This is a genomic window from Leifsonia sp. EB41 (genome assembly GCF_041262565.1).
GTDB lineage: Bacteria > Actinomycetota > Actinomycetes > Actinomycetales > Microbacteriaceae > Leifsonia.
This window is the reverse complement of record NZ_JBGCCJ010000001.1, coordinates 637868-660165: the sequence shown is the minus strand read 5'-3', so window position 1 is coordinate 660165 and position 22298 is coordinate 637868. Positions and strand designations below refer to the sequence as shown.

Here is a 22298-nt window from a genome sequence, read left to right as displayed (position 1 = left end):
TCAAGCTTATGACCGGCGAGAACGACTACGGCATCGAGCAGGATGCCGAGCACAAGTACTGGTACAACATGAAGACCGGCCAGGTCGAGCAGGGTTTCCTCTCGCCCGCCCCGGACCGCGTCGGCCCGTTCGACACCCGCGGGGAGGCCGAGCACGCGCTCGAGAAGCTCCGCGAGAACAGTGCCAAGTGGGCCGAGGAGGACGCCGAGGACAACCGCTAGCGAGGCCATCGTGACGATGGACCGGATCCTCGCCGAGGTCAGGGGCTTCGACGGAGTGCTGGAGCTCGCGCCGCAGCCCGGCAGCGAGTTCCCGGAGATCTCCTGGGGCGACCACTTCTTCTACTACGCGCCGGACGGCCAGGTGCCGACCAACCGGCAGCCGTACGCGACGATCGTCACGAAGGACTACCCGGACGACGTGGCCTCCCGGCTCGACGATCCCGGGCGCTGGCGGCTCAACATCCACGTGGGAGCGCAGGCGGCGGCCGAGCTGACGGGTGGAGCGACCGCCGGCTACGACGCCGAGGACGTCTTCCTCCCGCACCCGCTCTACGGCGACTACGGCTGGGTGTGCGTCGTCAACCCCGGTGCGGCCACGCTCGATCGAGCGCTGGCTGCCCTGCGCGACGCGCACGCCGACGACCGGCGGCGGCTGGAGCGCCGCGAGGCGACCTAGAAGCTGTGCTCCGGGCCGGGGAACACCCCGCCCTGCACCTCCGCCTTGTACGTGCGCGCGGCCTCCGACAGCGCGCCTCTGAGGTCCGCGTACTGCTTCACGAAGCGCGGGATGCGCCCGGTCGTGAATCCCGCCCAGTCCGTCCACACCAGCAGCTGACCGTCAACGTGCGGGCCGGCGCCGACGCCGATCGTCGGGATGCGCAGCTCCTGCGTGACCCGCTGGGCCACGTCCGCCGGCACCATCTCCATCACGACCGCGAACGCCCCGGCGTCCTCGACCGCGTGCGCGTCGGCGAGGATCTGCTCGGCGCCCTCGCCGCGGCCCTGAACGAGGTGGCCGCCGAGCCCGTGCTCGCTCTGCGGGGTGAAGCCGATGTGCGCCATCACCGGGATGCCGGCGCCCACGATGCGCCGGATCTGCTTGGCGCTGCGCTCGCCGCCCTCCAGCTTGACCGCGTGCGCCCCGGTCTCCTTCATGAAGCGGACCGCGGTGTGCAGCGCCTCCAGCGGCCCGGTCTCGTAGGAGCCGAACGGCATGTCGGCGACGACGAACGCGCGCTTCACGGCCTTCGCGACGGCACGCGTCAGCGGGATCAGGTCGTCCACCGTGACCGGGAGCGTCGTGTCGTAGCCCAGGACGTTGTTGCCTGCCGAGTCGCCGACCAGCAGGAAGTCGATGCCCGCCTCGTCGAAGATCTGGGCGGTCAGCATGTCGTAGCTGGTCAGCCCGGTGAACGGCTCGCCCGCCTCCTTCGCCGACTGGAAGTGACGGGTCCGCACCCGCTTCAGCGACTCCATCGACGGGGTGGCGGGGTGGACGGAGGGCACAGGTGACTGCTCGCTCATGCGCCTCAGTCTAGTGACGCGGCACCGACGGTCATCGGGCAGGTTTCCGCCCGATGAGCCACTAGTCTGGAGGGGCCGACGAAAGGGGCAGGATGGACAAGCAGCGCGACTTCGTTCTTCGCACCATCGAGGAGCGCGGCGTCAAGTTCGTGAGGCTGTGGTTCACCGACGTCGTCGGCACGCTCAAATCCGTCGCGATCGCGCCCGCCGAGGTCGAGGGCGCGTTCACCGAGGGCCTCGGCTTCGACGGCTCCGCCATCGAGGGCCTGACCCGCGCGTTCGAGTCCGATCTGCTGGCTCATCCCGACCCCACCACGTTCCAGATCCTGCCGTGGCGCGGGGAGGTCGACCCGACCGCCCGCATGTTCTGCGACATCACCACGCCCGACGAGCAGCCGTCGGTGTCCGACCCGCGCAACGTGCTCAAGCGCACGCTGGAGAAGGCGGCCGACCGCGGCTTCACCTTCTACACGCACCCGGAGATCGAGTTCTACCTGCTCAAGTCCTCCACCTTCGGCGAGGAGGGCCCGGAGCCTGTCGACTCCGCCGGCTACTTCGACAACGTCCCGGGCGGCACGGCGCACGACTTCCGCCGCCGTTCGGTGCGGATGCTCGAAGACCTCGGCATCTCGGTGGAGTTCAGCCACCACGAGGCCGGCCCCGGCCAGAACGAGATCGACCTCCGGTACGCCGACGCGCTGACCACGGCCGACAACATCATGACGTTCCGCACGGTCATCAAGGAGGTGGCGATCGAGCAGGGCGTCTACGCGACCTTCATGCCGAAGCCGCTCTCCGGCCACCCCGGTTCGGGCATGCACACCCATATGTCGCTGTTCGAGGGCGACACCAACGCGTTCTTCGAGGCCGGCGCGCAGTACCAGCTCTCGCAGACCGGGCGGCAGTTCATCGCCGGTCTGCTCAAGCACGCGCCGGAGATCACCGCCGTCACGAACCAGTTCGTCAACTCCTACAAGCGGCTCTGGGGCGGCGACGAGGCGCCGAGCTTCGTCTGCTGGGGCCACAACAACCGCTCCGCACTGGTGCGCGTGCCGCTCTACAAGCCGAACAAGGGCCAGAGCTCGCGCGTCGAGTACCGCGCGATCGACTCCGCCGCGAACCCGTACCTGTCGTTCTCGCTGATGCTGGCCGCCGGCCTCAAGGGCATCGAGGGCGGCTACGAGCTGCCGCCGGAGGCCGAGGACAACGTGTGGGCGCTGTCCGACGCCGAGCGCCGCGCGCTCGGCTACAACCAGCTCCCGGCCAGCCTCGACCACGCGATCTCGCTGATGGAGGACTCCGAGCTGGTCGCCGAGACACTCGGCGAGTCCGTCTTCAACTACGTGCTCTTGAACAAGCGGCGCGAGTGGGCCGAGTACCGGGCGCAGGTCACGCCGTTCGAGCTGCGGTCGAACCTCGAGATCCTCTGACCCGAACGTGACCCGCGAGCAGCTCTCCCTCACGACGCTGGCTCGCGCCGGTTTCGTGGGGCTGAGCTCGGTCCGGAGCGAGCTGGACGAGCTGGTCGAGCTGACCGGCTTCGGCGTGGACGACCTCCTTCCCGCGCTGTCGGCGGCCGCCGATCCGGACACCGCGCTCGCGCTGGCCCTGCGGCTGCTGCGGCACGCGCCGGTGCAGACGGCGCGCTACGTGCCGTCGCGGAACGACGCGCGCCGCGTGTTCCGGGTGATCGGCGCGTCCGAGGGCGCCGCCGAGTTCTTCCTGCGTCAGCCGGCCGAGCTGAGCGCGCTCGACTATCCGGTCACCGCGCTGCCGACCGCGGCCGAGCTGCGCGCCGACCTGCTCGACTCCGTCGGCGCCGTGGACGGCGTCGCCGCGATCGAGGACGACGCCGCGCGCACCGCCCTCCGCGTGCGCTACCGGCGGCGGCTCGTGCAGCTCGCCAGTTTCGACCTCGAGCAGAAGGACCCGGTCGCCGGGTTCGACGGCGTCGCCGCTGCGCTGTCCGACCTCGCCGCCGCCGCACTGGAGGCCTCCCTCGCGGTCGCCCGCCGGCAGACCATCGGCACCGGCCCCGGCCGGTTCCCCGAGGCGGAGGTGCGCGCCACCCGCTTCGCCGTGATCGGGATGGGCAAGGCCGGCGCGCGCGAGCTCAACTACGTCAGCGACGTCGACGTCATCTACGTCACAGAGGGCGACGAGGGGGCCGGCCTCAGCTCCGGCCGCGCCGTGGACATCGCCACCCGGCTGGCGATGCTCACGCAGCGCGGCATCCATGAGCCCGCGATCGAGCCGGGCCTCTGGGAGGTCGACCCCAATCTGCGGCCGGAGGGCAAGGACGGCGCGCTCGTGCGCACCCTGGAGTCGCACATCGCGTACTACGACCGCTGGGCGAAGGGCTGGGAGTTCCAGGCGCTGCTGAAGGCGCGGCCCCTCGCGGGCGACCTCGAGCTGGGGGAGCGCTACGTCGCCGCGCTCGCGCCGAAGGTGTGGAGCAGCGCCTCCCGCGAGAACTTCGTGGAGTCGGTGCAGCGGATGCGCGAGCGCGTCACCGACAACATCCCCGACGACGAGACCCACTACCAGATCAAGCTCGGGCCGGGCGGCCTGCGCGACGTCGAGTTCACCGTGCAGCTCCTCCAGCTCGTCCACGGCCAGACCGACGAGCGGGTGCGGCAGCGCGACACGCTCTCCGCCCTCGCCGCGCTGGCCGAGCAGGGCTACATCGGCCGGGACGAGGCAGCCGCCTTTTCGCAGGACTACCGCACGCTGCGCCTGATGGAACACCGCCTCCAGCTGCGCCACCTCAGCCGCACCCACCTGATGCCGCGCGACGAGGGCGACGTGCGCATCCTGGCCCGCGCGACCGGGCTGGCGCCGAGCGCCGAGCAGCTCCTGGTTCGCTGGAACGCGATCAAGCACCGGGTGCGCGGCCTCCACGAACGCCTGTTCTACCGCCCGCTGCTCAGCGCGGTCGCCGCCATGCCCACCGACGACACCGGGCTGACCGGGGGCGCCGGGCTGACCAGCGAGCAGGCCGAGGCCCGCCTCGCCGCGATCGGCTTCCGCGACCCGCGCGGCGCGCTCGCGCACATCGCCGCGCTCACCGCGGGCGTGTCGCGACGGGCGACCATCCAGCGTCACCTGCTGCCCGTGCTGCTGCAGTGGTTCGCCGCCGGAGCGGACCCCGACTACGGCCTCCTGACCTTCCGCCGGCTCAGCGAGGACCTGGGCACGACGCACTGGTACCTGAAGATGCTGCGTGACTCCACCGGCGCCGCCGAGCGGCTCACCCGGGTGCTGTCCGGGTCGCGGTACGCCGGCGAGCTGCTCGGCCGGATCCCGGAGTCCGTCGCCTGGCTGGAGTCGGAGGAGGAGCTGCGCCCGCGCACGGCCGACGTGCTGCGCGAGGAGACCGCCGCGATCCTCGGCCGGCACCAGTCCGCGGCGACCGCGGCCGCATCGCTGCGCGCCGTCCGCCGCCGCGAGGTGCTGCGTCTGGCGTTCTCGGCGATCCTCGGCTTCGCCACGATCGAGGAGCTGGCCCGCGGACTGACCGCCGTCAACGAGAACGTGATCCAGGGTGTGCTGTCCGCGATCCGCGCCGAACGCGGCGACGCGGCCGCCCTGGAGTTCGCGATCATCGGCATGGGCCGGTTCGGCGGCACGGAGCTCGGCTTCGGCTCCGACCTCGACGTGATGTACGTCTTCCGCCCGCTCGCCGCCGAGCAGGACGCCGCGCACAGGGCCGCGCTGGCGATCGTCGCGGACCTCAACCGGCTGACGGACGACAACCGCCTCCCGCTCGACCTCGACATCGGCCTGCGCCCCGAGGGCAAGAACGGTCCGCCGGTCCGCTCGCTGGAGGCCTACCGCGCGTACTACAAGCGCTGGTCGCTGACCTGGGAGGCTCAGGCGCTGCTGCGCGCCCGCGGAGTCGCCGGGGATGCGGCATTGCTCGCCGACTTCGAGACGGTGGCGGACGAGGTCCGCTACCCGGCCGCGATCGGCGAGCAGGAGGTCCGCGAGGTCAAGCGCATCAAGGCCCGCGTCGAGAACGAGCGCCTCCCGCAGGGCGCCGACCCGGCCCGCCACCTCAAGCTCGGCCGTGGCTCGCTGAGCGACGTCGAGTGGTTCGTCCAGCTCATCCAGCTCCAGCACGGCGCCGCGATCCCGGCGCTGCGCACGACGTCGACCCTGGACGCGCTGGCGGTCGCCGTCGACAACGGCCTGGTGGCCGACGACGACGCGGCCAAACTCCGCGACGCCTGGCTCCTGGCCTCCCGGGCCCGCTCGGCGATGACGCTCTGGACCAACAAGACCGCCGACGTCCTCCCGGCCGACCGTGTGGCTCTGGAGGGCGTCGCCCGCCTCCTGGAGTACCCGCCGGGCTCGGCGAGCCGCCTGGAGGAGGACTACCTCGCGGTCACCCGCCGCGCGCGGGCGGTGTTCGAGCGCGCCTTCTACGGCCTCCCGCAGCGGCCGACGCCGACCGGGTGAATAACAACGCCACGTCCGGGTCCGCGTACCACACACGGCACGCGGACCCGGACGGACGGCTCACATCCCGGGAACGGGCGTCAGCTCGTAGACGTCGATGGTGCCACCCATCGCGCGGTGCGGGTGGCCGGTGAGGAGGCCCTCGACGGCATCCGCGCCGTCGGCCTCGATGAGGGTGTAGCCGCCGACGCTGCGGTCGGCGCCCTCGGAGACGGCGGCCGTCGGCGCGCCGAAGTCGATCAGGCCGTCTCCGACCTGCTGGGCCCAGGCGTTCCAGGCGGCGTTCATCTGCTCGGCCTGCTCGGGGGTGGGTTCCGGCATCGAGGCCATCGCCTCGGGGTCGGCGCGGTAGAGGAGGAGGTAGCGGGCCATGGTGGGGTCCCTTCCGTTTCGCGCGGGCCGGGGTTGGCCCGGGCGTCACCGAATCTAGTGCTGCGCCGGCGGGGAGGGAACAGCCGGAGGGCAACCTGCGACAGTTTTCACCTGTTCGCACCTGAGTGCTCACCCGTGGTTTCTGGGAGTTCATCGGGCGTCCGCTGACCACGGTGGTTTTCGGTGGGACGATCGGGAGGCCCGCAGCACGCTCGACCCGCGTACCCGAACCCCGGCGCCCCCGAAAAGCGCCTCCACCGCGCGTCCGAGCGGCCCCGAATCCCGCAAGGAGACCCGATGACCTCGCCCCGCCAGCCCGACCCGGCCTTCCCGGCCGGCGACCGCGGCGCCGCCGAGCCCCTCCGCCGGAACGTCGCGCACGCCCAGCGCCGCCGCAACTCCCTGACCAAGCGCATCCTGCTCTCGGTGGCCGGCGCTGTCGCCGCCGTCGCGGTCGCGGTCGGGGCGTTCGCCGCCTACTCCTACGTGGACCTGTCGAACGGCCTGCATCGCTCGAACATCACGCTCCCGGGGGCCGGCAAGAAGAAGGACGTCGCCGAGAGCAACATCCTCGTCATGGGCCTCGACAGCCGGCTGGACGAGAACGGGAACGCCCTCCCGACCGACGTCTACAACGCCCTGCACGCCGGGAACCAGGGCGACGGCGGCTACAACGCCAACGTGCTGATGCTCATCCACATCCCGGCCGGCGGCAAGAAGGCCGTGGGCATCTCGATCCCGCGCGACGACTACGCGCCGCTGTCCGGGAGCCCGGACGGCGTGTCCGCTTCCAAGATCAAGGAGGCGTACGGGCTCGCCCTCGACCAGAAGCTCACCGAGCTGATGAAGGCGGGTGTCGCCCAGAGCGACGCCTACCAGCAGGCGCGCACGTTCGCCCGCCAGACCGAGTTGCAGACCGTGTCGGATTTCCTCGGCGGCGTGCGGATCGACCACTTCATCGAGGTCACGATGGCCGCGTTCTACCAGGTGGCCCAGGCGGTCCAGCCGATCACCGTGTGCGTCGCGCAGGACACTCAGGACCCGTATTCCGGCGCGGACTTCAAGGCGGGCGTCCAGCAGCTCACGGCGTCCCAGGCGGTGAGCTTCGTCCGGCAGCGCCGCGACGAGAACAACACGGCGCTGAACTTCACCGACCTCGACCGTGAGCGCCGCCAGCAGGCGTTCATCGTGTCGTTGGCGACGAAGCTGAAGAAGGCGGACACCTTCGCCAACCCGGCCACTCTGGAGTCCCTGATCTCCGCCGCCAAACAGAACATCGCCCTCGACTCCGGCTTCGACCTCCTCAGCTTCGCGTCGGAGGCTCAGCACCTGGCTGGCGGAAACATCACCTTCACGACGCTGCCGATCACGGGCTACGGGGTGAAGGACGGCAAGGACGTCAACCTCGTCGACCCGAACCAGATCCACGCCGTGGTGCAGCAGCTCCTGAACCCTGCGACCGCGACGCCGACGCCGACCGCCACCCCGGGGGCGACGACCCAGGCCAGCGCACCCCCGACCACGCCGGCCGCCTCCCCGTCGCCGACCGCGTCGACCCCGGCCGGCCCGAACGGGACGTACACCGACCCGAACGCGCCGCTGCCGTCCGGGGGAGTGCCCTGCGTGAAGTAGGGACTACTCGCCCAGAGCGTCGATCAGCGCGGCGTAGAGCGCACTGAACCGCGCCCGGTGGTCGTCCGTCTCGATCGGGCTCAAGGGGAAGGTCACTTTCGCACCGTACGACCACTCCGCGGTGACCCGGAAGTCGCCCGGCCACGGGTCGAACAGGTCGCGCCGGAACGCAGAGTTTGCGTCCGAGATCGTGAGCTGGGCGAGCCCGGCGCGCGGCCGCGCGACGACCACCGTCGCAACGTCGTACGGATCGGCGCTGCGCCCGGTGGCGTCGGCGAACACGATGGTCTTGTCGGTGAACACCACGACCTTCGCCGAGAACACGCCGGCGTCGTCGACGCGCACCCCGGAGTCCAGGTGCTCGATCGGCCGGAGCCCGACCGCGAGCGCGATCCCGCTGACGAAGTGACCGAACCATTCGGCGCGGTCGTCGCTCCGCAACTGCATCCACCCGGCGCCCGAGAGCGACTGCCCGACCTCCTCGAGCACCTCGGTCAGGTCTCTCTGCTCCATGCGATCCTCCTCGGCGTCCTGCTGCGGATGCGGACGCCCGCGACTACCGTAACGGTGCGGAGGGGCGAGCGCACGTCGGGGCGGCGGCAGCTGTCGCGACTGCCCCAGAGGAGGAAGCGCCGCCCCCGCTCTGGGGTCTTGGCATCCCCACGACTCCATGAAAAATTGTGTGTACAACCGCAATCGATATTCGGAGATCGAACGCGGTTTTCTGAACGCGCGGCCTTTCGGGTAGGCCGAAGCGTTGTAGGGCCCGGACGCGGCGAGTCGCGTGCGCCGGGCCCTCCCAGTCTTGCCCGACGTGAAGGACCGACAGGCGGGGAGGGGAAACTGTGGCAGGCACGCACGGCCCCGAGTGCGAGGAGTGCGGCGGGCCCACCCGGGTCTCCCCGAACCCGTACTTTCGAACGGGCCTCTCCGTGCACTCGGAGGTCGCAGAGTGCCGCCGCTGCGGCACGACCGCCTTCGTCCCGGTGGCCGCAGCGCCACGGCCCGTCGCTGCGGTGCGGCGGACGCTGCCGGAGATCGTCCGCGGCGTGTTCACCAAGCGATCGAACCGTGCGTAGAACCCTGAAGCCGTCGTCCGGATCTCTATCAACCGCCCATGACGCAGGTCTCCCGGCGATGTCCGTCGGTGACAACGACGAATCCGGCCGAAGCCTTTGATCCGATCGGAGGGCGCGCGTAGATCAGACCGCCCCCGATGGTGTGCCCCTGCATGGTCAGACCCCGCATGTCCGGGGAGCCCAGGTCCATGCAATGGTAGGACTCACCGAGGTAGTCCACATACGGAGGGATGGCTTCCGGCCAGAACGCGCCTGACTGTGCATAGAGGCAGAGGGAGCCGATCCCGACAGCGATCGCAGCGACAGCCAGCACGACGAGGCCCAGGGTGATGGCGACTGCCGCCGATCCGTTCAGCCACGTGCGCGAACGTGTCTGCTGCGGGCCGTTCGTGTTCGTCTCCGTGTGGAGGTCGCCCGACGTCATGGCTAGAACCTAGCAGCGCCGACCCCGAAAAAGAGTCCGCACGAGCTGCGGTTTCGGTCGCTTTCGCGACCGCCCTGCAACTCGTGCGGACTCTGTGCGGACTAACGCGTCCGCGACGTCTTAAACCCCGTAGTACAGCTCGTACTCGAACGGGTGCGGGCGCTGCGCGAGGGGCTTGATCTCCTTCTCGCGCTTGTACTCGATCCAGGTCTCGATGAGCTCCGGGCTGAACACGCCGCCTGCGGTGAGGAAGTCGTGGTCGGCCTCGAGCGCGTCGAGCGCCTCGCCGAGCGAGCCGGGCACCTGCGGGATGTTGCGGGCCTCCTCGGGCGGGAGCTCGTAGAGGTCCTTGTCGACCGGCTCGTGCGGCTCGATGCGGTTCTTGATGCCGTCGAGGCCCGCCATGAGCTGCGCTGCGAACGCGAGGTACGGGTTGCCCGAGGCGTCCGGCGCGCGGAACTCGATGCGCTTGGCCTTCGGGTTGGTGCCCGTGATCGGGATGCGGATGGACGCCGAGCGGTTGCCGGCCGAGTAGACCAGGTTGACCGGTGCCTCGAAGCCGGGGACCAGGCGGTGGAACGAGTTCACCGTCGGGTTCGTGAACGCCAGCACCGCCGGGGCGTGCTTGAGCAGGCCGCCGATGTACCAGCGGGCGATGTCGGACAGGCCGCCGTAGCCGGCCTCGTCGTAGAACAGCGGCTTGCCGTCGTTCCACAGCGACTGGTGGGTGTGCATGCCAGAGCCGTTGTCGCCGAAGAGCGGCTTCGGCATGAACGTGGCGGTCTTGCCCCACTGCTCGGCCGTGTTCTTGACGATGTACTTGAACTTCAGGATGTCGTCAGCCGCGTGGACCATCGTGTCGAAGCGGTAGTTGATCTCCGCCTGGCCGCCGGTGCCCACCTCGTGGTGCGCGCGCTCCAGGATGAGGCCGGCGTCGATCAGCTTCAGCGAAATATCGTCGCGCAGGTCGGCCTGCTTGTCGACCGGGCTCACCGGGAAGTAGCCGCCCTTGTACGGGGTCTTGTTGCCGAGGTTGCCGCCCTCTTCGACGCGGCCGGAGTTCCAGGCGCCCTCCTCGGAGTCCACCGCGTAGAAGCTGGAGTTCTGCTTCACCTCGTACCGGACGTCGTCGAAGATGTAGAACTCGGCCTCCGGCGCGAAGAACGCGGTGTCCGCGATGCCCGTGGAGGCGAGGTACTTCTCCGCCTTCTTGGCGACCTGACGCGGGTCCTTCGCGTAGATCTCGCCATTGCGGGGGTTGTAGATGTCGAAGACCATGATCAGCGTGCGCTCGACGCGGAACGGGTCGATGTACGCGGTCGAGACATCCGGGATGAGCTGCATGTCCGACTCGTGGATCGACGCGAAGCCGCGGATCGAGGAACCGTCGAACAGCTGGCCGACCGAGAAGAACTCCTCGTCGACGGTCGCTGCGGGGATGTTGAAGTGCTGCTGAACACCGGGCAGATCGGTGAAGCGGATATCAAGGAACTTGACGTCGGTGTCCTTGATGTACTTGAGCACCTCGGAAGAATCACGGAACATACGGAGGACTCCCATTGGCTTGCGGTGGCGGACTGCGCGTGCAGCCCAAGCTACACGCTAGGGGGAGGCCGTTTCCCTCCGGTGACGCAAATGTTTCCGGCATGTTACGCGGTTCGCTGCCTGCGGGCGGTACGGCCGGGGGAGGGGGAGGCCCGTCCCCGGTAAACTGGTGGGGTGCCGCAGAACACTCCGCCCGCTCGCTCCGGCGACCTCGCTCCCAGCCGTTACCCGGGGGAGCGGCTCGGCCTCCCGGAGTCGGGCCCGCGGTCGGTCGGGAGGTTCGGCCGACGCCTCGGCGCCATCGTCGTCGACTGGGCGCTCGCGTCGCTCATCTCGCTCGCGTTCTTCCACTACGACTCGTGGGCGAACATCGGCATCTTCGCGCTGATGCAGGTCGTCTTCATCCCAACGATCGGCGGCAGCATCGGCCAACGGATCTTCGGGATGCGCGTCGTCGCGGTCGCCGGCGGCTGGGTCGGCGTGTGGCGGCCGGTGGTGCGCACCGTGCTGCTGTGCATCGTCATCCCGGCCCTGGTGTGGGACTCGGATCAGCGCGGCTTCCACGACAAGGTCGCCGGGACGGTGCTGATCCGCGCGTAGCCGCTCCGGCCGCATCCTGCGCGCCGCTACACTCCTGGCATGCGCGCCTTCGGCTTCGCCCGCGACCTGCTCCGGTCGGACTCCGCGGGCGCCCACCGCGTGACGTACACCGAGCTGTTCTTCGACCTCGTCTTCGTGTTCGCGGTGACCCAGGTGTCGCACGTGCTGCTGCACGAGCAGTCCGCCGTCGCCCTGCTGCACGCGGTCATGCTGGCGATGGTGGTCTGGTGGGTGTGGATGTTCACCACGTGGGCGTCGAGCTGGCTGGATCCGGAGCGCGGCGCGGTGCGCGGCCTGTTCGTGGTGCTGATGCTGCTCGGATTGCTGCTGGCGTCCGCGATCCCGGAGGCGTTCGGCGACCGCGCCGTGCTGTTCGCCGTGTGCCTGGTGCTCATGCAGCTCAGTCGCAGCGTCTTCACCCTGCTCGCGTTCGGCCGCGCACATCCCGAGCACGCGGTGAACTTCGTGCGCATCATCGTGTGGCATGCCCTGGCCGGGACGCTGTGGATGGTCGGCGCCTTCCTCCCCGACGAGGGCCGGCTCGTGGTCTGGCTGATCGCCTTGGCCGTGGACTACATCGGGCCGCGCACGCGGTTCTGGACGCCGGGCCTCGGCAGTTCGGCGCTGGCGAGCTGGAACATCTCGGGCGCGCACATGGCCGAGCGGGTCAGTCTGTTCCTGATCATCGCGCTCGGCGAGTCGATCGTGGTCACCGGGGCCGCGTTCTCGACCGCGCCGCTGGACGTCGTCCATCTCGCGGCGTTCCTCGCTGCGTTCGCGGGGACGGTGCTGCTTTGGCTGCTCTACTTCTCGCACAGTCAGCAGAGCGGGAGCGCGTACATCGAGCGCGCGACGGAGCGGGGGATGATCGCGCAGACCGCATACACGTACATCCCTCTGCTGCTGGTGCTGGGCATCGTGCTCTCTGCGGTCGGCGACGGTCTCGTCCTGCAGCGGCCGGTCGGCACTCCGACGTCGTGGACGGCGGGGCTGCTGTGCGGCTCCGCGATCGTCTACCTCGTCGGGCTGCTGCTGTTCCGCCGGGCGACCGGGATGCGCTGGTCGCTCACCCTGGTGGCCGGCGCGGCGGTGGTCGCGGTGCTCTGGCCGGTCGCCGGCCTCCTGCCGACGGCGGTCGTCGCGTGGGGCGTGAATGTGGTGCTGGCGCTGGTCCTCCTCACAGAATCCCTCACCTCCCGCCGCACCCCCACCCTGACTGGTTAACGAACGAGGGGCACGTCGTTGTCACTTCTCCGGTCGGGACGTGACAACGACGTGCCCCTCGGCACCTCAGAGTGGAAGAGACGCGTCAGCGGGCGCGCTGAGCCCGGACCTTCATCGGGTCGACGCCCTTCGGGATCGGCATCGCGTTCTCCAGCGACGCCAGGCGGTTGCTGATCGCGATGACCTCGGCCTTGGTGAGCGTCGGCTTGATCTTGGACAGGGTGCGCGGGACCTTGTGCAGCGCAACGGAGTCGGCGTCCGGACCCACCGAGATGACAGAGACGGGCACGTTCGGCAGCACGCGGTTGATCTTGCGGCGCTCCTCGTCGACCATCCGCTGCGTGCGGGTCTTCGGGCCCTCACTGATGAGCACGACGCCGCCGCGGCCGGTGGCACGGTAGACCGCGTCCTGCGTCTTGCCGTTGACGGCGATCGGCATCTCCGAGCCGCGCCAGCTGCGCTTGAGCGAGCTGCGCAGGACGGCGCCCACGGCGCCGGGCTGGCCCTCGATCTGCGAGTAGGCGGCGCGCTCGGCACGGCGGCCGAGGATGATCAGGCCGAGCAGCACGCCGGCGAGGACGCCAGCGACGATCCACAGGACCATCGTGAAGACGTTGCCGCCCGACAGGAACACCGCCATCGCGACGCCCGCGAGGATCGGCAGCACGATTCCGCCCACGATGTAGAGCAGCGCGCGGTCGTCGTAGCGGCGGGTCATCTGCAAGACCTGCCACATCTGCTTCAGCCGACCGGGCTCCTTGGTGGACTTGTCCTTACGTGCCATAGCTATAAGGATACCGGCTCGCCCGGCCCCCGGCTGACCTGTTCACGGCAGGCGTAGCGCCGATCCGGAGGCCGCGCTCAGACGTTCGCGCGGCCTCCGGGATCGGCGTCGGGATCATCGTCAGGAGACGGCCTGCGCGAAGCCCGCCGACGCGTCGGCGAGGTGCTGCAGCTCGGCCGGGACCTCGCGTCCCTTGGCCGCCATCGACTGCGCCCAGAGCCGGCCGGCGCGGTACGACGAGCGCACCAGCGGGCCGGACAGCACGCCGAGGAAGCCGATCTCCTCCGCCTCCTGCTTGAGCTCGACGAACTCGTCCGGGTGCACCCAGCGGGCGACCGGGAGGTGGCGCGGGCTCGGCCGCAGGTACTGCGTGATCGTGATGATGTCGGTGCCCGCGTCGTGGAGGTCGCGGAGGGCCTGGCTGATCTCCTCGCGCTCCTCGCCCATCCCGAGGATGAGGTTGGACTTGGTGATCAGCCCGGCGTGCCGGCCCTGCGTGATGACGTCGAGCGAGCGCTCGTAGCGGAACGCCGGCCGGATCCGCTTGAAGATGCGCGGCACGGTCTCCACATTGTGCGCGAACACCTCCGGCTCTGCCGAGAACACCTCGCCCAGGTACTCCGGGTTGCCGGAGAAGTCCGGGACCAGGATCTCCACGCCGGTGCCGGGGCTCTGGCGGTGGATCTCGCGGATCGTCTCCGCATACAGCCAGGAGCCCTCGTCCGGGAGGTCGTCGCGGGCCACGCCGGTCACGGTCGAGTAGCGCAGGCCCATCTTCGCGACCGACTCGCCGACGCGGCGGGGCTCGTCCCGGTCGAAGTCGGCCGGCTTGCCGGTGTCGATCTGGCAGAAGTCGCAGCGCCGGGTGCACTGCGAGCCGCCGATCAGGAACGTCGCCTCGCGGTCCTCCCAGCACTCGTAGATGTTCGGACAGCCGGCCTCCTGGCAGACGGTGTGCAGCTCCTCGGACTTCACGAGGTTCTGGAGCTGGCGGTACTCGGGCCCCATCTTCGCCTTGGTCTTGATCCAGGCGGGCTTGCGCTCGATCGGCGTCTGGGCGTTGCGCACCTCCAGGCGGAGCATGCGGCGGCCCTGCGGTTCTGCGCTCATGCGGCGACCTCCGTCGCGGTCGTGGTGGTCCGGCCGGCGGCCGCGACCGGGCTGGAGGATGCGTCGGCCAGCGCGCGGTCGAGGGCGGCCTGGACGAGGGGAGCGACGTCCTGCGGAGTGACGGTTCGGCCGAGGACGCGGGAGATCGTGGTCACGCCGGCGTCGCGGATGCCGCACGCGACGATCTTCTCGTAGGGGTCGAGGCTGTTGGAGCAGTTGAGCGCGAAGCCGTGCATCGTGACCCCCTCGGCGACGCGGATGCCGATGGCGGCGATCTTCTCGTCGGACGGCCCCCCGTCGTCCGTGGTGCCGTGCCCCGGCAGCCACACGCCGGAGCGGCCCTCCACGCGCTCGCCCGGGACGCCGAGCCCGACGAGGACCTCGATGAGGACGCCCTCCAGCCAGCGGACGTAGCCCACGACGTCGATCGGCTCGGCCAGCCGGAGGATCGGGTAGCCGACGAGCTGGCCCGGCCCGTGCCAGGTGATCTTCCCGCCGCGATCGACGTCGATCACGGGGGTGCCGTCGGTGGGGCGCTCGTCGGGGGAGGTGCGCTTGCCCGCGGTGAAGACCGGGGCGTGCTCGAGCAGGAAGACGGTGTCGGGCGCGCGCCCCGCGACCACGTCGGCGTGGGTGCTGCGCTGCTGGCGGAGGCCGTCGTCGTACGGGACGTGCGGCCCGCCGAGTCCGGAGACATCGAAGATCGTCATAGAGGCATCCTAAATGGACTGAGTACAGAAAATGTCCACCGTGGGCCGCAGCGGCTGAATTCCTGCACAGGTTCGGAGGGGGAGCGGGTTGTCCACGGATGTGCGGGCGGCGGACTCGGGGGTGCTACTGGTGGCGTGTACTGGGGGCATGGTGACGAGACGGAGACCGGTGGACATGGGGAGATGCGCGGCGGCGATCGTGGACGCGGAAGGGTGGACGGTGCTCGGGCGGCGGCCGGGGGACGCGAGCGGCGGGGTGTCGCTCATCGTCGAAGGAGGCGAGCTTCGAGGTCAGGCGGTGCTGACGGTCGCCGCCGTCGGTGGGCAGCCGTGGGACCGTGTCGCGTCGTCGCACCTGCCGCGGTCGCTGCCGCCGCCGCACGAGCGGCGGGGACGCCGAGGCGGGGTGCTCGTCCGGCTGCGGGAGCACCCGGCGGGCGGGACGCTGGAGGACGTGCTCGCCGCCGATCGCGGGTTGACAGCGGGCGAGGCCGTCACGGTGCTGGCCGCGGTGGCGCGCGGCCTCTCCGGTCTGCACGGGGCCGGGCGCGGTGGGGTGCGGCTCAGGCCGGCGGACATCGGCCTGCGCGACGACGGCTGCCCGGTGCTGACGGCGATCGACCGGCTGCGGGAGCTCGACCAGCAGACGATGGCGGAGGACGTCGCCGCCTTCGCGGAGCTGGCCGGCGTGCTGTGCGGTGCCGTCACCCTGGGGGACGCCGTACTCGCGGCGGCCACCGACCGGCGGCACCGGAGCTGGGAGGATGTCGCCGCGGGAGTCCTGCGGGCTGCCGACGCGACGGTCGTGCGTGCGGTGGGGAGCGGCGCTCCCGGTGGGTCGGAGTCACGGGCGCGCGGCGATCCGGACGCGGCCGGGGCGCTTGTCGCCGATCCGCGCGAACGCCCGGGGGAGAGAGGCGGTCGCGACGTTCTCGGCATCCTGGAGCGGGCACTCGACGTACTGGGCGACCGGCCCATCGCTCGCGGGCTGGCGGTGGCACGGGGATGGATCGCCGCACGCCCGAAGGTGGTCGCGGTCGCGTGCTTACCGCTGGTGGGCGTCGCGGTGCTGCTGATGATTCCCGGACACGACGTTCCGGGGTGATGCCCGCTCGCACGCTCGGCGGCTGGCCGCTTCGCTCGCGGGGACCCCGGAAACGCGGAACGGCCCGGCTCCGCAGGGAGCCGGGCCGTCCGTCAGGCGGTTCAGATGCCGAGGCTGCCCTCGAAGGCACCGCCCTCGAGGCGGTTCTTCACCGCGACGAGGAAGCGGGCCGCGTCGGCGCCGTCGACGATCCGGTGGTCGTACGACAGGGCGAGGTACACCGTGGACCGGATGGCGATCGAGTCCGAGCCGTCGGCCGTGATCACGACCGGCTTCTTGGTGACGATGCCCGTGCCCAGGATCGCGACCTGCGGGAGGAACACGAGCGGAGTGTCGAACAGCGCGCCGCGCGAACCGGTGTTGGTCAGCGTGAACGTGCCGCCGGCGAGCTCGTCCGGCTTGAGGTGGTTGTCGCGCGTGCGCTGGGCGAGGTCCGCGATCTCACCGGCGAGGCCGGCGATGTCGAGGTCGGACGCGTTGCGGATGACCGGCGTGAGCAGGCCGCGCTCGGTGTCCACGGCGATCGAGATGTTCTCGTGGTCCGGGTAGACGATGCTGTCGCCGTCGACCGTGGCGTTGATGACCGGGTAGGCCTTCAGCGCCTCGGCGGCCGCGAGGGCGAAGAACGGCAGGAAGGAGAGCTTCGTGCCGGTCTTGGCGAGGAAGTCGCCCTTCACCTTGTCGCGCAGGGCGGCGACCTTGGTCACGTCGACCTCGACCACCGTGGTGAGCTGCGCGGTCGACTGCATCGAGATGACGGCGCGCTCGGCGACGACCTTGCGGAGGCGCGACATCTGCTGCGTGGTGCCGCGGAGCGGGGAGACCTCGACCACGGGAGCGGCGGCGGCCGGAGCCGCGGCGACAGAAGCCGGAGCGGCAGCCGCGAGGATGTCCTCCTTGCGGATGCGTCCGCCGACGCCGGTTCCGGTCACGTTCGCCAGGTCGACGCCGTGCTCGTTGGCGAGCTTGCGGACGATCGGGGTCACATAGCCCGAGGTGCCGGCGTGCGCGCCGCCCGACGTTGCCGGAGCCTCGGCCGCGGGGGCCGGAGCAGCGGCGGGAGCCGGAGCAGCGGCGGGGGCCGGAGCAGCAGCCGGGGCCGGAGCAGCAGCCGGCGCCGGAGCAGCGGCCGGTGCCTCCTGCGCGGGGGCGGGAGCGGGGGCAGGAGCCTCCTGAACGGGAGCGGCAGGAGCGGCCTCGGCGGCGGGGGCCGGAGCCTCCTGAGCCGGGGCGGCCGGCGCAGCCTCTGCAGCCGGAGCGGGCGCAGCGGCCGGAGCGGGCGCAGCCTCGGCGGGCGCAGCCTCAGCCGGCGCAGCCTCCGCCTCCGGCGCGGCGGCCGGAGCCTCGCCCGCACCGGAGCCGTCGCCGATCGTCACGAGCGCAGTGCCCACCTCGACCGTCTCGTCCTCCTGCACCAGGATCGCCTCGATGACGCCCGCGACGGGCGAGGGGATCTCGGTGTCGACCTTGTCGGTCGAGACTTCGAGCAAGGGCTCGTCCACCTCGACACGGTCGCCAACGTTCTTCAGCCAGCGGGTGACCGTGCCTTCCGTGACACTCTCGCCGAGTGCCGGGAGGCTGACGGATTCGCTCATGAGCTTCTCTCCTTCAAAACCTGATCGTTCAGTAGCTTATTGCAGCCGCTCGCGCGGCGGACGCCTTAGAGGGTGTGCAGCGGCTTGCCCGCGAGGTACAGGAAGGCCTCGCCGAGCGACTCGTTCTGCGTCGGGTGCGCGTGGACGAACGGGGCGATGTCCTCCGGGTACGCCTCCCAGTTCACCGCGAGCTGCGCCTCGCCGATGAGCTCGCCGACGCGCGCGCCGATCATGTGCACGCCGACGACAGGGCCGTCCTTGACGCGGACGACCTTGACGGTGCCGCTCGTGCCGATGATCTCGCTCTTGCCGTTGCCGGCCAGGCTGTAGTCGTAGCTCGAGATCGCGTCGGCGCCGTACTGCTCAGCCGCTTTGGCCTCGCTGAGGCCGATCGAGGCGACCTCGGGGTCGCAGTAGGTGACCTTCGGGATGTTGACGTCGGGGACGACGATCGGGTTGAGGCCCGCGATCTCCTCGGCCACGAAGATGCCCTGCTGGAAGCCGCGGTGCGCGAGCTGCAGGCCGGGGACGATGTCGCCGACGGCGTAGACGCCGGGGACGTTGGTCTGCAGGCGCTCGTCGGTGATGACGAAGCCGCGGTCGAGCGTGACGCCGACCTCGTCGTAGCCCATGCCGGCCGTGAGCGGGCCGCGGCCGACCGCGACGAGCAGGAGCTCGGCGTCGACCGTGCTGCCGTCTTCGAGCGAGACGACGACGCCGTCCTCGTTCTGGGTGACGCCGGAGAACCGGACGCCGAGGCGGTAGTCGATGCCGCGGCGGCGGAACGCGCGCTCCAGCGACTTGCTGATGGTCTCGTCCTCGTTGGGGACCAGGTGCGGGAGGGCCTCGATGATGGTGACCTCTGCGCCGAAGGACTTCCAGACGCTGGCGAACTCGACGCCGATGACGCCGCCGCCGAGGACCGCGACCTTCTTGGGGACGAAGTCGAGCTCGAGGGCCTGCTCGCTGGTGATCACGCGGCCGCCGATCTCGAGGCCGGGGAGGCTGCGCGAGTAGGAGCCGGTGGCGAGGATGACGTTCTTGCCGGTGATGGTGTCGTCGCCGACCTGCACCGTCGTCGGGGAGGTCAGCTTGCCCTCGCCCTCGATGACCGTGATGCCGCGAGCCTTCACCAGGCCCTGGAGGCCCTTGTACTTCTTGGCGATGATGCTCTGGCGGTACTCGGTGACACCGTTGATGTCGATGCCCTTGAGCTCGGTGACGATGCCGTACTTCGCCGACTCCCGCGAGTAGTCCGCGACCTCGGCCGCGTGCAGCAGCGCCTTGGTCGGGATACAGCCGCGGTGCAGGCAGGTGCCGCCGACCTTGTCCTTCTCGATCATGCCGACGGTGAAACCGAGCTCGGCCGCACGCAGCGCTGCTGCGTAGCCTCCACTCCCACCGCCGAGCACCACAATGTCAAAGTTCTGCTCAGACACCCAGCTACTCCTCGCGCATCAGGATTCGTGACACGATCCTGCCCCGAGGGATGACTCGAGGCAGGCGTTGCATTGGCAGGATTTTCCTGCCCATACGACCCTACTACCTCTGGGAAAAGTCCTCGGCCAAACGGATGAGCGCACGTACGCTGACGGCGGACGGGCCCTTGCCGGTGAAGCCGTACGGAGCCGACGGACCCTTGGCCGGCCCGGCGATGTCGAGGTGGGCCCACGGGATGCGCGGCGCGTCGTCCTCGTCGCCGGTGCGTCCGATGAACTCCTGGAGGAAGACGCCGGCCAGCAGCATGCCGCCCGCGGTCACGCCGGGGTTGGCGTTGGCGATGTCGGCGACGTCGGAGTTGATCGTGGCGCGCAGCTCGCTCGCGAGCGGCATGGGCCAGAGCAGCTCGCCGGAGGCCTTCGCAGCGGCGAGGACGTCGCCGACCAGGTCGTCCGAGCCCATGACCGCGGCGTAGCGGGTGCCGAGCGCGACCATCGCGGCGCCGGTCAGAGTGGCGACGTCCACGATCGCGTCGGGGTGCTCCTCGCCGGCGGCGACCAGGCCGTCCGCGAGCACGAGCCGGCCCTCGGCGTCGGTGTTCAGCACCTCGACGGTGCGGCCGCCGCGCATCCGCAGCACGTCGTTCGGGCGGATGGCCGAGCCGGAAGGCATGTTCTCGGCCAGGCACAGCCACGCGGTGACGCGGACGGGCAGTGCCAGGCGGGCGGCAGCGAGCGCAACGGCGAGCACAGTGGCCGCACCGGTCATGTCGTACTTCATGCCCACCATTCCCGACGGCGGCTTGAGCGACAGGCCGCCGGAGTCGAAGGTGATGCCCTTGCCGACCAGCGCGAGGTGCTTCTCCGCGGCGGCCGGCGCGTAGTCGACCTTCACCAGCCGGGGCGGCCGCACAGACCCCTGGCCGACGCCGAGGATGCCGCCGAAGCCCTCGGCCTCCAGGCGGCGCTCGTCCCAGACCTCCACGGTGACGGGCAGGCCTTCGACGGCCTCCTCGACGCGCGAGGTGAACGAGGCGGGGTAGAGGTCGATCGGGGGAGTGTTGACCAGGTCCTTGACCAGGGCGGCGGCGCCGGACACGGCGGCCGCGCGCGCGACGAGAGCATCGCCCCCCGCCGACTCGCCGACGACCTCGATGGTCTCGACGGGCGTCTTGACGCCCGCGCGGCTCACGGACCGGTACTCCGTGAAGGAGTAGGCGCCGAGCGCCGCACCTTCGAGGACGGCGCCGAGCTGCGCGTCGTCGTCGGTCGGGAGGTCGAGCGCGACGTGCCCGACACCGGCGAGCTGGCGGATCGCCGTGCCAGCCGCGTAGCGCAGCGCGTCCTCGTCCACCGGCTCGGGGAGGCCGACCACCGCGAGGGCGGGCCCGCCGTCCACGCCGGGAAGCCGGACCAGCTCGTCCTTGCCCCCGCCGAAGCCGACCGCCGCGAGCGATACGCCGAGCCCGTCCGGGGCCGCCGCCGACAGCACGGTGACGCCGTCGGCGCCGGAGCGCGCGGCGATGACCAGGACATCGGCGGAGGAGGAGGGAGCGGAAGTGAGGCTGAGGGCGGGAGGCGTCATATCTCGACCCTAACCGCTGAGCGCCGCGCGACGGCGGAGGCCGTATGTTCGCTGTGGGCGTGCTGCGAGCGGCACTGTGCGCGGCGACCGGGCGGGGCACGCGGCCTAGAGTTGATGTATGCGAGACCCGGGCGAACTGTACGAGCTGAATCCGGCACTGGTGGTGCCGGAGGGCCTGCCCCTGATCGCGGGCCTCACCGGCTTCGCCGACGCCGGCTCCGGCGTCAGCCAGCTCGGCACCTACCTCCTCGGCACGCTCGACAGCGAGGTCGTGGCGACCTTCGACGCCGACATCCTGCTCGACTACCGCGCCCGCCGGCCGATCATCTACTTCGACCAGGACCACCTGGCCGACTACCAGCCGTCCACGCTGAAGCTGCACCTGGTCTACGACGAGCTGCGCCAGCCGTTCCTCCTCCTGTCCGGGTTCGAGCCCGACTTCCGCTGGGAGGCGTTCACGGAGGCCGTGCTCGGGCTGATCGAGCGCTACGCGGTCAAGAGCGTCACCTGGGTGCACTCCATCCCGATGCCGGTGCCGCACACCCGGCCGATCGGCGTGACGGTCAGCGGCAATCGCCGCGACCTCATCGAGGCGATGTCGATCTGGAAGCCGCAGACCCAGGTGCCGGGCAACGCCCTCCACTTGCTCGAGTTCCGGCTGCAGCAGCTCTCGTACCCGATCGCCGGGTTCGTCCTGCTCATCCCGCACTACCTCGCCGACACCGAGTACCCGGCCGCGGCTATCGCCGGGCTGGAGAGCATCAGCGCGGCGACCGGCCTCATCTTCCCGACCGACCGGCTGCGCGAGGAGGACCGCGAGTTCGTCGCGAACATCGACGAGCAGGTCGCCGGCAACGCCGAGCTCGGCAAGCTGGTCGGCACCTTGGAGGAGCGGCACGACACGTACATGGAGGACACCCAGCTCCGTTCGCCGCTGACCGACCGCGACGGCGAGCTGCCCAGCGCCGACGAGATCGCGGCCGAGCTGGAGAACTTCCTGGCGTTCCGTCGCCACGGCGACGACCGCCGCGGCGACGACGAGAACCCGCGCACCGACCGCTGACCCGGCCTCCGCGACGGTCCCGTTCGCTCGCCGGGCATAGGATC

At 70.7% G+C, this 22298-nt stretch carries 20 protein-coding genes; 9 read left to right on the top strand and 11 right to left on the bottom strand.

The window, feature by feature from the left end; all coding sequences use genetic code 11:
- The first annotated feature begins 8 nt into the window (after nt 1-8).
- A complete protein-coding gene (locus ABH923_RS03205) occupies nt 9-221 on the top strand; it encodes an SPOR domain-containing protein (protein ID WP_370053912.1) in 213 nt (70 codons plus the stop codon).
- Between the two features lie 16 nt (nt 222-237).
- Complete coding sequence (locus ABH923_RS03200) at nt 238-678, top strand: DUF6194 family protein (protein ID WP_370057275.1); 441 nt, start codon at nt 238-240, stop codon at nt 676-678.
- Here ABH923_RS03200 and panB read toward each other — a convergent pair.
- Nucleotides 675-1526 (bottom strand): 3-methyl-2-oxobutanoate hydroxymethyltransferase, encoded by an 852-nt coding sequence (gene panB / locus ABH923_RS03195; RefSeq protein WP_370053910.1) that lies wholly within the window; start codon nt 1524-1526, stop codon nt 675-677. The two genes, ABH923_RS03200 and panB, sit on opposite strands and share 4 nt — an antisense overlap.
- A gap of 92 nt (nt 1527-1618) precedes the next feature.
- Between panB and glnA (ABH923_RS03190) the strand changes: the two genes are divergently transcribed.
- Together glnA (ABH923_RS03190) and ABH923_RS03185 are read left to right on the top strand one after the other, a co-directional pair.
- Nucleotides 1619-2956, top strand: a complete 1338-nt coding sequence (glnA, locus tag ABH923_RS03190) for a type I glutamate--ammonia ligase (protein WP_370053909.1) — start codon at nt 1619-1621, stop codon at nt 2954-2956.
- A gap of 7 nt (nt 2957-2963) precedes the next feature.
- Nucleotides 2964-5987, top strand: coding sequence for a bifunctional [glutamine synthetase] adenylyltransferase/[glutamine synthetase]-adenylyl-L-tyrosine phosphorylase (locus ABH923_RS03185; RefSeq protein WP_370053907.1), 3024 nt, complete (start codon nt 2964-2966; stop codon nt 5985-5987).
- A gap of 60 nt (nt 5988-6047) precedes the next feature.
- On the opposite strand, the gene ABH923_RS03180 is transcribed toward ABH923_RS03185, so the two are convergent.
- The gene (locus ABH923_RS03180; RefSeq protein ID WP_370053905.1) at nt 6048-6359 is read right to left on the bottom strand and encodes a hypothetical protein; all 312 of its coding nucleotides are present in this window, start codon (nt 6357-6359) and stop codon (nt 6048-6050) included.
- A 297-nt stretch (nt 6360-6656) separates the two neighbouring features.
- Here ABH923_RS03180 and ABH923_RS03175 point away from each other — a divergent pair, with 297 nt between their 5' ends.
- The gene (locus tag ABH923_RS03175; RefSeq protein WP_370053903.1) at nt 6657-7991 is read left to right on the top strand and encodes an LCP family protein; all 1335 of its coding nucleotides are present in this window, start codon (nt 6657-6659) and stop codon (nt 7989-7991) included.
- Nucleotides 7992-7994: 3 nt separating this feature from the next.
- On the opposite strand, the gene ABH923_RS03170 is transcribed toward ABH923_RS03175, so the two are convergent.
- The 3 genes from ABH923_RS03170 to glnA (ABH923_RS03160) all read right to left on the bottom strand — a co-directional run bounded on the left by ABH923_RS03170 (nt 7995) and on the right by glnA (ABH923_RS03160) (nt 11039).
- Nucleotides 7995-8504 carry a hypothetical protein gene (locus ABH923_RS03170; protein ID WP_370053901.1) on the bottom strand — a complete coding sequence of 170 codons (510 nt, stop codon included), beginning with the start codon at nt 8502-8504 and terminating at the stop codon, nt 7995-7997.
- Between the two features lie 594 nt (nt 8505-9098).
- A complete protein-coding gene (locus ABH923_RS03165; protein WP_370053899.1) occupies nt 9099-9494 on the bottom strand; it encodes a hypothetical protein in 396 nt (131 codons plus the stop codon).
- Nucleotides 9495-9614: 120 nt separating this feature from the next.
- A complete protein-coding gene (gene glnA, locus ABH923_RS03160; protein WP_370053898.1) occupies nt 9615-11039 on the bottom strand; it encodes a type I glutamate--ammonia ligase in 1425 nt (474 codons plus the stop codon).
- Nucleotides 11040-11213: 174 nt separating this feature from the next.
- Between glnA (ABH923_RS03160) and ABH923_RS03155 the strand changes: the two genes are divergently transcribed.
- Nucleotides 11214-11639, top strand: coding sequence for an RDD family protein (locus tag ABH923_RS03155; RefSeq protein WP_370053897.1), 426 nt, complete (start codon nt 11214-11216; stop codon nt 11637-11639).
- Between the two features lie 39 nt (nt 11640-11678).
- Entirely contained in the window at nt 11679-12863 is a 1185-nt protein-coding gene (locus ABH923_RS03150) for a low temperature requirement protein A (RefSeq protein ID WP_370053895.1), read from the top strand.
- Nucleotides 12864-12948: 85 nt separating this feature from the next.
- Here the strand turns inward: ABH923_RS03150 and ABH923_RS03145 are convergent, their stop codons facing one another.
- The 3 genes from ABH923_RS03145 to lipB all read right to left on the bottom strand — a co-directional run bounded on the left by ABH923_RS03145 (nt 12949) and on the right by lipB (nt 15467).
- On the bottom strand, nt 12949-13647 hold the full coding sequence (locus tag ABH923_RS03145; protein WP_370053894.1) for a DUF4191 domain-containing protein: 699 nt from the start codon (nt 13645-13647) through the stop codon (nt 12949-12951).
- Between the two features lie 120 nt (nt 13648-13767).
- On the bottom strand, nt 13768-14757 hold the full coding sequence (gene lipA / locus ABH923_RS03140; protein WP_370053892.1) for a lipoyl synthase: 990 nt from the start codon (nt 14755-14757) through the stop codon (nt 13768-13770).
- A complete protein-coding gene (gene lipB / locus ABH923_RS03135) occupies nt 14754-15467 on the bottom strand; it encodes a lipoyl(octanoyl) transferase LipB (RefSeq protein ID WP_370053891.1) in 714 nt (237 codons plus the stop codon). Before lipB ends, lipA begins: the two co-directional genes overlap by 4 nt.
- 169 nt (nt 15468-15636) lie before the next feature.
- Between lipB and ABH923_RS03130 the strand changes: the two genes are divergently transcribed.
- Entirely contained in the window at nt 15637-16572 is a 936-nt protein-coding gene (locus ABH923_RS03130; protein ID WP_370053889.1) for a hypothetical protein, read from the top strand.
- Between the two features lie 101 nt (nt 16573-16673).
- Here ABH923_RS03130 and sucB read toward each other — a convergent pair whose 3' ends face one another.
- The 3 genes from sucB to ABH923_RS03115 form a co-directional block, all read right to left on the bottom strand.
- The gene (gene sucB / locus ABH923_RS03125; protein WP_370053887.1) at nt 16674-18167 is read right to left on the bottom strand and encodes a 2-oxoglutarate dehydrogenase, E2 component, dihydrolipoamide succinyltransferase; all 1494 of its coding nucleotides are present in this window, start codon (nt 18165-18167) and stop codon (nt 16674-16676) included.
- A 65-nt stretch (nt 18168-18232) separates the two neighbouring features.
- Nucleotides 18233-19606, bottom strand: a complete 1374-nt coding sequence (lpdA, locus tag ABH923_RS03120; RefSeq protein WP_370053886.1) for a dihydrolipoyl dehydrogenase — start codon at nt 19604-19606, stop codon at nt 18233-18235.
- A gap of 103 nt (nt 19607-19709) precedes the next feature.
- On the bottom strand, nt 19710-21191 hold the full coding sequence (locus ABH923_RS03115) for a leucyl aminopeptidase (protein ID WP_370053885.1): 1482 nt from the start codon (nt 21189-21191) through the stop codon (nt 19710-19712).
- A 118-nt stretch (nt 21192-21309) separates the two neighbouring features.
- On the opposite strand from ABH923_RS03115, the gene ABH923_RS03110 reads away from it, so the two are divergent.
- On the top strand, nt 21310-22254 hold the full coding sequence (locus ABH923_RS03110) for a proteasome assembly chaperone family protein (protein WP_370053883.1): 945 nt from the start codon (nt 21310-21312) through the stop codon (nt 22252-22254).
- Nucleotides 22255-22298: the final 44 nt, after the last annotated feature.

Excerpts from the sequence above, each read along its gene's own strand:
- ABH923_RS03205 (WP_370053912.1), top strand. The coding sequence starts at position 9 with ATGACCGGCGAGAACGACTACGGCATCGAGCAGGATGCCGAGCACAAG.
- ABH923_RS03200 (WP_370057275.1), top strand. The coding sequence starts at position 238 with ATGGACCGGATCCTCGCCGAGGTCAGGGGCTTCGACGGAGTGCTGGAG.
- panB (WP_370053910.1), bottom strand. The coding sequence starts at position 1,526 with ATGAGCGAGCAGTCACCTGTGCCCTCCGTCCACCCCGCCACCCCGTCG.
- glnA (WP_370053909.1), top strand. The coding sequence starts at position 1,619 with ATGGACAAGCAGCGCGACTTCGTTCTTCGCACCATCGAGGAGCGCGGC.
- ABH923_RS03180 (WP_370053905.1), bottom strand. The coding sequence starts at position 6,359 with ATGGCCCGCTACCTCCTCCTCTACCGCGCCGACCCCGAGGCGATGGCC.
- ABH923_RS03175 (WP_370053903.1), top strand. The coding sequence starts at position 6,657 with ATGACCTCGCCCCGCCAGCCCGACCCGGCCTTCCCGGCCGGCGACCGC.
- ABH923_RS03170 (WP_370053901.1), bottom strand. The coding sequence starts at position 8,504 with ATGGAGCAGAGAGACCTGACCGAGGTGCTCGAGGAGGTCGGGCAGTCG.
- ABH923_RS03165 (WP_370053899.1), bottom strand. The coding sequence starts at position 9,494 with ATGACGTCGGGCGACCTCCACACGGAGACGAACACGAACGGCCCGCAG.
- glnA (WP_370053898.1), bottom strand. The coding sequence starts at position 11,039 with ATGTTCCGTGATTCTTCCGAGGTGCTCAAGTACATCAAGGACACCGAC.
- ABH923_RS03150 (WP_370053895.1), top strand. The coding sequence starts at position 11,679 with ATGCGCGCCTTCGGCTTCGCCCGCGACCTGCTCCGGTCGGACTCCGCG.
- ABH923_RS03145 (WP_370053894.1), bottom strand. The coding sequence starts at position 13,647 with ATGGCACGTAAGGACAAGTCCACCAAGGAGCCCGGTCGGCTGAAGCAG.
- lipA (WP_370053892.1), bottom strand. The coding sequence starts at position 14,757 with ATGAGCGCAGAACCGCAGGGCCGCCGCATGCTCCGCCTGGAGGTGCGC.
- lipB (WP_370053891.1), bottom strand. The coding sequence starts at position 15,467 with ATGACGATCTTCGATGTCTCCGGACTCGGCGGGCCGCACGTCCCGTAC.
- sucB (WP_370053887.1), bottom strand. The coding sequence starts at position 18,167 with ATGAGCGAATCCGTCAGCCTCCCGGCACTCGGCGAGAGTGTCACGGAA.
- ABH923_RS03115 (WP_370053885.1), bottom strand. The coding sequence starts at position 21,191 with ATGACGCCTCCCGCCCTCAGCCTCACTTCCGCTCCCTCCTCCTCCGCC.
- ABH923_RS03110 (WP_370053883.1), top strand. The coding sequence starts at position 21,310 with ATGCGAGACCCGGGCGAACTGTACGAGCTGAATCCGGCACTGGTGGTG.